12 protein-coding genes are annotated in these 9,309 nt (G+C 41.3%); 9 read left to right on the top strand and 3 right to left on the bottom strand.

Annotated elements, in window-relative coordinates:
* The first annotated feature begins 106 nt into the window (after positions 1 to 106).
* From G3T18_RS22865 to G3T18_RS22850, 4 genes are read left to right on the top strand one after another with little or no spacing between them, the layout of a single operon-like run.
* Positions 107 to 1,063 (top strand): glycosyltransferase family 10 domain-containing protein, encoded by a 957-nt coding sequence (locus tag G3T18_RS22865; protein ID WP_224412908.1) that lies wholly within the window; start codon positions 107 to 109, stop codon positions 1,061 to 1,063.
* A gap of 53 nt (positions 1,064 to 1,116) precedes the next feature.
* On the top strand, positions 1,117 to 2,112 hold the full coding sequence (locus tag G3T18_RS22860) for an Npun_R2821/Npun_R2822 family protein (protein WP_224412907.1): 996 nt from the start codon (positions 1,117 to 1,119) through the stop codon (positions 2,110 to 2,112).
* A 10-nt stretch (positions 2,113 to 2,122) separates the two neighbouring features.
* On the top strand, positions 2,123 to 3,037 hold the full coding sequence (locus tag G3T18_RS22855) for an Npun_R2821/Npun_R2822 family protein (RefSeq protein ID WP_224412906.1): 915 nt from the start codon (positions 2,123 to 2,125) through the stop codon (positions 3,035 to 3,037).
* A 42-nt stretch (positions 3,038 to 3,079) separates the two neighbouring features.
* The gene (locus G3T18_RS22850) at positions 3,080 to 3,943 is read left to right on the top strand and encodes a sulfotransferase family protein (RefSeq protein WP_224412905.1); all 864 of its coding nucleotides are present in this window, start codon (positions 3,080 to 3,082) and stop codon (positions 3,941 to 3,943) included.
* 136 nt (positions 3,944 to 4,079) lie between these two features.
* On the opposite strand, the gene G3T18_RS22845 is transcribed toward G3T18_RS22850, so the two are convergent.
* The 3 genes from G3T18_RS22845 to G3T18_RS22835 form a co-directional block, all read right to left on the bottom strand.
* A complete protein-coding gene (locus tag G3T18_RS22845; protein WP_224412904.1) occupies positions 4,080 to 4,706 on the bottom strand; it encodes a TenA family protein in 627 nt (208 codons plus the stop codon).
* 2 nt (positions 4,707 to 4,708) lie between these two features.
* Positions 4,709 to 4,861: a hypothetical protein gene (locus G3T18_RS22840; RefSeq protein WP_224412903.1), complete on the bottom strand. Its 153-nt coding sequence runs from the start codon at positions 4,859 to 4,861 to the stop codon at positions 4,709 to 4,711.
* A 188-nt stretch (positions 4,862 to 5,049) separates the two neighbouring features.
* A complete protein-coding gene (locus G3T18_RS22835; RefSeq protein WP_224412902.1) occupies positions 5,050 to 5,820 on the bottom strand; it encodes a pentapeptide repeat-containing protein in 771 nt (256 codons plus the stop codon).
* Positions 5,821 to 5,908: 88 nt separating this feature from the next.
* Between G3T18_RS22835 and G3T18_RS22830 the strand changes: the two genes are divergently transcribed.
* The 5 genes from G3T18_RS22830 to G3T18_RS22810 all read left to right on the top strand — a co-directional run.
* Positions 5,909 to 6,370, top strand: coding sequence for a GNAT family N-acetyltransferase (locus G3T18_RS22830; RefSeq protein ID WP_224412901.1), 462 nt, complete (start codon positions 5,909 to 5,911; stop codon positions 6,368 to 6,370).
* 43 nt (positions 6,371 to 6,413) lie between these two features.
* A complete protein-coding gene (locus G3T18_RS22825) occupies positions 6,414 to 7,232 on the top strand; it encodes a sulfotransferase domain-containing protein (protein WP_224412900.1) in 819 nt (272 codons plus the stop codon).
* A gap of 50 nt (positions 7,233 to 7,282) precedes the next feature.
* Positions 7,283 to 7,546 carry a glutaredoxin 3 gene (grxC, locus tag G3T18_RS22820; RefSeq protein ID WP_224412899.1) on the top strand — a complete coding sequence of 88 codons (264 nt, stop codon included), beginning with the start codon at positions 7,283 to 7,285 and terminating at the stop codon, positions 7,544 to 7,546.
* A gap of 107 nt (positions 7,547 to 7,653) precedes the next feature.
* On the top strand, positions 7,654 to 8,628 hold the full coding sequence (gshB, locus tag G3T18_RS22815) for a glutathione synthase (protein ID WP_224412898.1): 975 nt from the start codon (positions 7,654 to 7,656) through the stop codon (positions 8,626 to 8,628).
* Between the two features lie 300 nt (positions 8,629 to 8,928).
* On the top strand, positions 8,929 to 9,309 hold a 381-nt coding region (locus tag G3T18_RS22810), incomplete at its 3' end, for a DUF4870 domain-containing protein (protein WP_224412897.1).

Here is a 9,309-nt window from a genome sequence, read left to right as displayed (position 1 = left end):
GGTAGGAGAGGGGTTGGGGGAGAGGTTATAGCTTGACTTATAGGAATTGGTATTAGTTAAACTATGTGAGGGGGAAAAATATATTTAACGATCGCTAAAAAATTCTATGAGCAAAAAAATTGTCGGGATGATGACTACCTACAAAGGTGTCGAGCAAAGTGACTGGTTGTGGAAGCAAACCCCTCAAGCTTTTGGTATTTGGGGAAATATGCAAATGCTGGCAAATTCGGAAAAACCAGATTTCTTACTTTTGTATCAATATGATTTTCGTCGGAGAAAAAAGCCGCAAGGTTCTCTACTTTCGCGCTTGAAAGAAAAAGTAACTCAAACTGAACCAGAAATCCCTTCCTTGTTGCAGGAAATCCCGAAAGAGCGGATTATTTATTTATTACGAGAGCCACCTTTACCAGAAGTAATCGCCACGAATAAACTTAATTACGATCGCGCAACTGACTATTGCGGCTATGTCTCTGGTCCGGATGAATTTGCCCCCCAACCGAATTATATGCCCGCGATTTGGTATGTGGGTAATTCTTTTCGCGAACTAAATGACATGGAACCCCCAGCGAAAGAGAAACTTTGTTCCTGGATTACTTCAGGAATTTCCCGGACAACAAATCATCGTCAGCGTTTGGCATTTTTGCGAATGTTACGGGAAAGTAACCTGGATTTTGACGTTTACGGGCGAAATTTGCCAGACTGGGCGAATGGATACGGAAGTGTAAGCAATAAATGGCACGCAATGGCTCCTTACTACTATAATCTGGCGATCGAAAATTATGCTGATAATGATTTGTATGTCAGCGAAAAGCTTTGGGATGCGTTGCTATGCTGGTGTTTGCCGATTTATTATGGTGGTTCGGCAGCAGATAAATTGTTACCACCGGGAAGTTTTTTGCGCTTGCCGAGTCAAGATGAAAAAGGTTTAGCTTATATTAAAGAAGTGACCGCAAATCCGGATGCTTGGTACGAAGCGAAGGACGCGATCGCGGAAGCTAGACAAATTATTCTCCACAAATTAAATTTACTTGCTTGGTTAGCAGATTTTGTGGAAAAACACTGATTCGCAAGCAAGATTTTCTTTGCTACAATCTATCCAGTTGAGATGCAAAATTTATGGATGGCATTTGTACCCTCGGCAACGATCGCGTCTACGACCAATTGATTGCTTTATTTAATAGCATTGAGACAATTATGGGCAAAGACACGCCCATTTGTGTCTATCCCTACGATGAGAATACTAACTTAATTGCCGCCGAAATTGCTCGTCGTCCGAATGTAACACTTTTTGGCGATCTTGACTCAATCCAGCGTTGGGATGACTTTGCTAAATCAGCTTGGGATACTCATCCCACCGCCCGTCAAATTTGGCAAAAAGCGGGAAGTAATGGCTATCATCGCTTTGGAACTCATCGTCGTTATTGCGCTTTTGACGCGCCTTTCGATCGCTTTCTCTACATGGATGCCGATACTTTATTAATGTCATCTGTAGACTTTATTTTTGACAAATTAACGGACAATGATTGCGTCGTTTATGACTTTCAGTATAAAGATTTAAGCCATATTTATACTGTTGATTCGCCGAAACTAACTGAGGTGTTTTCTCAGAAAAGATTAGAAACAGAAATTTTTTGTTCTGGCTTTTATGCGAGTAAAAAAGATTTCTTTCCGGCTGAGAAAAGACACTGGTTAATCGAGCAACTCAAATCTGGAGAAGCCGAAATACTCTATCCGATGGCTCCCGACCAAACTTTAATTAATTATATGATGATGCGTTCGGGCGCGTCAATTTATAACTTTTCCCTTCAGTTACCAACTGAGGGAAAAACGGGTTGCTGCGTAACTTCGCCTCATTTTCAAGCTGAAGAAAACATTCTTTACGATCGCGGAAAACGTTTAACTTATTTACACTACATCGGTGTTTCTTCGCAATTGTTTAAAAAAGTTTGTGCGGGAGAAAATCTTGATTTCCCCTATCGAGATATTTTCTTACATTATCGCTATCTGCACGAACCAGAAAAACGCCCTCAATTTCAAGGTAAACCAATTCCCTATAAGCAACCACCCAGTTTGAAGACAAAAATACTCAAAAAATTAGGCTTAACTCGTTAAGGAGAAACTCATGAAGCGCGGGATTTATATCACTGCTAACGATAAAGTAACCGAAAACGCGATCGCGCTATTAAATAGTATTCGTCACTACGATCCCGAAACCGCGATCGTCCTCATACCTTATGATGATAACTATCAGAATCTCGCGCAACTTTTAGCCACCGATTATGGTGTTAAAGTTTACGAAGATTTAGACTTTATCGAACGTCTCTCACAAAAATTATACGATATTTTCGGTAAAGATTTTTTTGCGCGTCCCAATCAATTTCGCAAGCAAGCTTGCTGGTTTGGCGACTTCGATGAATTTCTTTATATCGACACTGATATTGTTGTTTTCGAGAAAATAATTGATAACTTAAATTACTTTTATGAATACGATTTTCTCTGCTGTGACTATCAATATAGTGGCGGAATTAAAAACGTTTTCACCGAGCAAATCATCGCAGATAACGTAATTAGTGAAAACGAAATACAAGACATTTTTAATGGTGGTTTTTGGGCATCAAAAAAGAACTTAATTTCTGAACAAGATTTATACGACACTTTTGCTGAATGTGCAGCCCATCCGGAATACTTTGATTTCTCCCAAAAAACCTCCGATCAACCTATCATTAATTACATGATTCTTAAGCGCATAAAAAATCGATTTAATATCGTACGTCGTCCAGGAAAAGCCCCTGGAAGTTGGGCAGGAAGTAAACATTTTCAACAACAAGGTAACATTTTAATCGATCCCAATGTCGATCGACCATTGCAATATTTACACTGGGCGGGAATTCGCATCGAACCCGGTTGTCCCTATTGGGATATTTGGAAACATTACCGTTATTTAGGCGATCCTAATCCGCCCCAAGATCCGCCTCCGAAACAGCCAGAAAGTTCTTGGCAGCAAATTGTTAAAAAAGTTAAAAATAAGCTTAAATAAATAACAATTTAATGATAAAATAACAGTTAATTTAGATAATTTATGAACGTGAATAAATTACCAGATTTTATAATTATTGGTGGCGGAAAATGCGGCACTACCTCGTTACATGATTATCTGAGTCAGCATCCACAAATCTATATTTGTCCGCAAAAAGAAACGTTCTTTTTTATTAACGAACCGAGTCGTTCTAATCATAAACGTTGGGGAGCAATTACGGAATTAGAAGAGTATCAAGCTTTGTTTAAAGATGCTCCGGAAAACAGCGTTATTGGCGAAATATCGACAACTTATTATAGTTGTCCAGAATCGGCTCGTTTAATCCGCGATCTCCTTCCCGATGTGAAAATAATTGCTATTTTGCGCGATCCAGCAGAGCGAGCTTTTTCTGATTATCAAATGCACGTGCGCGAGGGAAATGAAAAACCAGATATCAAAGGCTTAATTTCTCCAGAAAATAAGCACGTGAAACGAGGATTTTATTACTCAGAATTACTACCTTTTTTTGAAGCATTCGATCGCAAGCAAATCAAAATTTTGCTTTTTGATGACTTGTGTAAAGATGCAGCAAGTTTTCTGCAAGATTTGTTTCGTTTTGTCGGAGTTGACGACAGTTTTGTCCCCGATATGAGTAAGAAAGGTAGAGAAGGTGGATTACCGAAAAACCAAGCTGTGAATCAGTTATTGACGAAAAAGAATCCTGTGAGAAGTTTTGCAGCCCGGTTGCTGAAGATATTTCTTCCTTTGGAAACGAGGCAAAAAATTCGCGAAAGCTTAGTTAAGAAAAATATTGAGAAAGTCAAGTTATCCCCAGAGGAAAGAAAGCAAATGATTGAAATTTACCGGAGTGATATTTTGAAGCTGGAAAAATTGATCGATCGAGATTTATCTGCGTGGCTGAAGTGATTAATTTGTTCGATAATTTTACTAGGAATTGTCTAACCTAACCCCCCAACCCCCTTCCCTACGAGGGAAAGGGGAGTAATTAATAATTTTAAGTCTTTTCTCCTTGCAGGAGAGGGGCTGGGGGAGAGGTTTGTTTCTAAAGATTGCTTTCCCAAGCCGCAGTAAAGAAATTTTCCTCGCAGAGTAAAGCATAGCGGTAAGTTGAGTTAGTTTGTTCGTTATCAGAGGCGTAGCGATCGCATAAACTCTCTAATTCTTGTGCTAACTCCTCAAATTCTCCACTGCTGTAGGTGCGAATCCAGTCGCCGTATGCGTGCGTCGGAATACCATCTTTCGCTAATTCTTGCCCTAAAAAGGCATATAAACGCATACAGGGAGTCATCGCTACTGCTGTCAAACCTACATCACTTCCCCAAGCAGTAGCAAGTAAAAAATCGGTGTAGCGTTGGGTAGCTGGTGCGGGTGTAACCGCTTCTAAATCTACATTCCACTCTCGCGCATAACTTTCATGAAGGCGTAACTCTCCTAAAACACCATCAGCGAGGTTGTGGAAACTGAAAAATCCTTGGCGATCGGGCGCTTTCGCCGCCGCGATACTGTAAGCGCGAGCAAATGCTGTTAAAAAAAAGGCATCTTGCGCGACATAAAATGCAAAATGCTGTCGCGCAAGATCGCCTTTGGCTAGAGATTGTACGAAGGGGTTCTGAAGACAAATTTGTGCTAAATCTTGATTAATCTGCCACAAATGTTTACTTATCGTCATAACTATCTTCGATCGACTAGATAGCTGATACTTTGAGCAGGAGTTGTCCGCAAATTTTCTCCAAGTTGAGTTGGAGCAGTGGGTTTTCCACCCAGTTGCAAGAATAAGTAAAGTGATAAAGTAACTGTACAAGCTAGGATTAATCTTTCAATCATTTTTCGCGTCCCCCCTTGCGAACTAGATTCGATACTATTAATATCGCCTATTTATCTACATTTATCTATGACTAAAAACGGAAAGAGCCGTGAAAAATATCACCCTAGCGAGCGATCGAGCTCACAAACTGGTTCAATCGTTGGGCGTAAGCCAATCTATCTGAGGGTTGATTTTAGACTCAGTTTGTTTAGAAAAGTAGTTGTAGCAACAGCGAACCGACTCCTCCTAAGAGTCTTTCGATTTGAGAACCACCGTTTGCCGTGGGCGGATTGCTAGCGATTTCCATTGCTTTGATAAAGTTTTGGGATGCTTGCAAACCTGTGGGATTATCCTGAATTTCAAACAGTTGGGCAGCTATTTGAGCATCAATATTTGCGCCTGGTTCGTCACCAAGGCGGTAACGCGCGATCGCTCGCCCTAAATAACCTGGTGCATATTTATTGTCTATTGTCAAGGCTTTGTTATAATTTTCAATCGCTGCTCGGTAATTACCTCTTTGGGTTTCCAGCAAAGCCCAAGCGTGAAAATTATCCGGCGTTCCCGCGTAGTGAGGAATCCCAATCGCCCCTTGGACATAAGCAGTATTCAAACTCGTCCCAATTAGATTAGCACCGATCAAGTAAGCATCGCGCAGATCGGTACCATTCAAATTAGCGCCAATTAAAATAGCACCAGCCAAGTTAGCACCATTGAGAGAAGCACCACTGAGGTCAACACCCATTAAATTAGCACCACTTAAGTCAGCCCGACTCAAATTCGCGCGACTGAGGTTAGCACCGCGTAAATCAGCACCAGACAGATTTGCCATTACTAAACCCGCACCGCTAAGTTCGCATTGGGGACAACGCTTGCTCGAAAGCAACTGACTGGTATGTTGAATATTTTCCGCCAATAGGGGGGAGGCAGAAAAACCAACAGTAGTCAGTAGTGCAGCAGTGGTAAGGATGGCGAACTTCATGGGAATTACCTCAGCAATAAGATTATAAACCGACAGTTTGGAATTAATATATATATTTTCTGTGAAGATTTGGCATTTGTGAGTAACTATGATAATTCGAGTCGCAACCAACTCAGATATCTTAGAGTTAGGCAAGCTTTACACAGATTCAGTGTTGCATCTTGCTCCTCAATATTATTCTGACCAACAAGTACAGATGTGGGCATCCTTTCCCTCCCAGAGAGAATCATTTGCCAAATTTATCCTCGAACCAACCACCTTTATTATCCAAGAAGCCGAGACAATTTTAGGCTTCTCTGGGATAGCCAATGAGGGACACATTGCGTCTGTGTATGTTCACTATAACTATTTGAGAAAAAAAATTGGCTCTCGCTTATTAGCAACTGTACTCGAATATGCTCAAAGTAACAAAATTAAGCGACTTTATGCCGAAGCGAGCGAATTTAGCAAGCCCTTATTTGCCAAATTCGGCTTTGAAATCTATGCTACAGAACAAGTAGAGAGAAATGGTGTCTTATTTGAGAGATATTTAGTGCAAAAATTTAATTGAGTTAGATTAGTGTTGCCTGAGCATAATTCATCTATTCACCTTTATGAAAAATAACCTTCGTCGTCGAGCATCGAAAACCTACCGCAGACTCACCAGTGGAATCCGGCAACTCCCGGATTTTATCATCATTGGAGTAGCCAAAGGTGGAACTACATCTTTATTTCAATATTTAGCTACACATCCGAAAATAGCTTTTTCTACCGCCAAGGAAACCAATTATTTTTATAATCATTTTGACGAAGGACTTTCTTGGTACAAAAGCTATTTTCCTTTACAACAATGGTTGACAAACTCGAATTCACTTGTAGGTGAAGCCAGTCCCGATTATTTTTGTCGCTCTACCACTGTCCCAAAGCGGATCGAGAATCTTCTTCCTCATGCTAAACTAATCTTATTATTGCGAAATCCCATCGATCGCGCTTATTCCCACTATGCTCATCGTCGTCGCAAAGGGGCAGAAAAAGAAACTGATTTTAAGAAAGTAGCGATCGCCGAAATGCAACAACTTACAGAAAAGCTAGCTTCTTTTAACCAAAACAACACTCAAAAGCCAACTCTTAGTTGCTATCATTTGGCAACAGGACTCTACATTATTCATCTCCAATACTGGCTAGAATACTTTCCCCCAGAACAATTTTTGATAATTAAAAGCGAAGATTTATTCTCACAACCCGACCAAATTGTCAACCAAGTAACGGAATTTCTCGAATTACCCCAAGTATCAAAACAGCAATTTCCAGTTTACAACCAAGGAACTTACGACGAAATCGATTTAGCTTTGCGCGAAGAACTACGCAGTTTCTTTGCACCTTATAATCAGCAGCTATACGAGTTTGTCAAGTGCGATTTTGGCTGGCAGTGACTTCGCACCAGTTAAAATTGAAATATAACTTTACAGTTGAGGAATTAACGATGGCAAACGTAGAAATTTACACTTGGAGTCGCTGTCCTTTCTGCATTCGCGCCAAAGGTTTATTAGACAGGAAAGGTGTAGACTATACTGAATATTGCATTGACGGCGATGCGAAAGGTAGAGAAGAAATGATCGATCGCGCTAATGGACGTACTTCTGTACCGCAAATTTTTATCGACAAAGAACACATTGGCGGTTGTGACAATCTTTATGCCTTAGAAGCAGAAGGTAAACTTGACCCTATGCTGCAAAAAAGTGCTTAATTGGGCTTTGACAACGAACCAAGCGAGTTGCTTGGTTCCAATTTTGGCTCAAAAGTAAGGTTAAATGGAAAGAGGCGAGGCGATTTTCAAATTAAAAGGACAAAGGCGTGAAATTTGCATTCATCATCGATCCTCTCAATAAACTCGATCCCGGTCACGATTCTACGGTCGCCATGATGGAAGCTGCCCAAGCTTCGGGACATGAGGTTTGGGTAACTGTAGCAGAAAAGTTGAGTATTGTCAAGGGTCAAGCTTGGGCTTTACTGGAACGAGTCGAGTTAGAATTTGTCGAATTAATTGACGATCGCTGGGTGGCGCAGGAAAATTGGTATCGAGTGGTTGAGGTGACTGGGCGATCGCTACAGGAAATGAATGCCGTGTTCATGCGTACCGATCCACCTGTAACTATACCTTATCTCTACGCGACGCAAATCCTGGATTTACTCGATCCCGAAAAAACTTTAGTTATCAACTCACCTCGCGCTTTACAAGCAGCCAACGAGAAACTCTATGCAATGCAGTTTCCTGACGTAATCCCGGAAACTATTGTCTCCCAGGATAAATTAGTGATTCGGGAATTTATCGAAGGAAGAGAAGGTGGAGTCCTCAAACCGTTAGGAGGAAAAGCAGGCGAAGGAATTTTATTTTTGCATGAGAGCGATCGCAACTTAAATTCTCTGATTGAGATTAGCACAAAATGGGGCAAAGAACCCGTAATGGTACAAGATTATTTACCCGCAGCCAAAGAAGGCGATAAACGTATTATCCTCCTTGAGGGCGAAGCGATCGGTGCAGTTAATCGCATTCCCTCCGGTAAAGAATTTCGCGGTAACATGGCAGTGGGCGGACGAGTCGTCAAAACCGAAATTACCCCACGAGAACAAGAAATTATTAGCATACTTGCGCCAAAATTGCAAGCAGATAAATTATATTTTGTGGGAATTGATGTAATTGGCGGCTATCTTACGGAAATTAATGTTACCAGCCCGACGGGGATTCGCGAAATCGATCGTTTGAATAATGTGCGTTTGGGGAAACAGGTTATTCAGTGGGTGGAAGAGAAACTATCGGTTGAGGATTGATTTCTCGTTTCTAGGCTCCGCCTAGAAATGCTCCTCGGAGGCTCCGCCTCCCTGGACAATCTGTTGGCGCTGAAATGACGAGGCAGAGCCTCTGTTGTGTGTTCCCCGGCGGAGCGAGGGAACCAGGGGAGAACGAGGGAAAAATGCTCGTTTCTAGGCGGAGCCTAGAAATGGGCTTCAAAAATGACGAGGCAGAGCCTCTGTGGTGCGTTCCCCGGCAGAGCCAGGGAACGAGGGAAATGAGGGAAAAATATTGCTATCGTGGACGAGTATCGATATCGAAATTCGAGGTAAGCGATCGTGCAATCTCTTAATCCAGAAGCCCGTACTTGGGCAATGTTATGCCATTTAGCATCATTTCTTGGCTTAATCTTATCATTTATCGGTTTACCACCTTTTGCCTTCACTAACATCGTTGGTCCATTAATTGTCTGGTTAATCAAAAAAAACGAAGACGAATTTATCGATGCTCACGGAAGAGAATCACTAAATTTCCAACTTTCGATGACTCTTTATGGAATTGCCTTAACAGTACTCTTTTTTATAATCTTATTTGTGTTAATTTTAGCTGGCGCGATCGCGGCTAATGATGGTGGTGTCGGGGCGCTAATTTTCGGTGTATTTGGTATTATCTGGCTAGTTATCCTCGGAGTTATTGTTGGATTACTGCAATTAGTCTTA

The organism is Oscillatoria salina IIICB1 (assembly GCF_020144665.1).
Taxonomy (GTDB): domain Bacteria; phylum Cyanobacteriota; class Cyanobacteriia; order Cyanobacteriales; family SIO1D9; genus IIICB1.
Note: the sequence above shows the minus strand (reverse complement) of the source record. Positions and strands in the feature narration are given on the sequence as shown.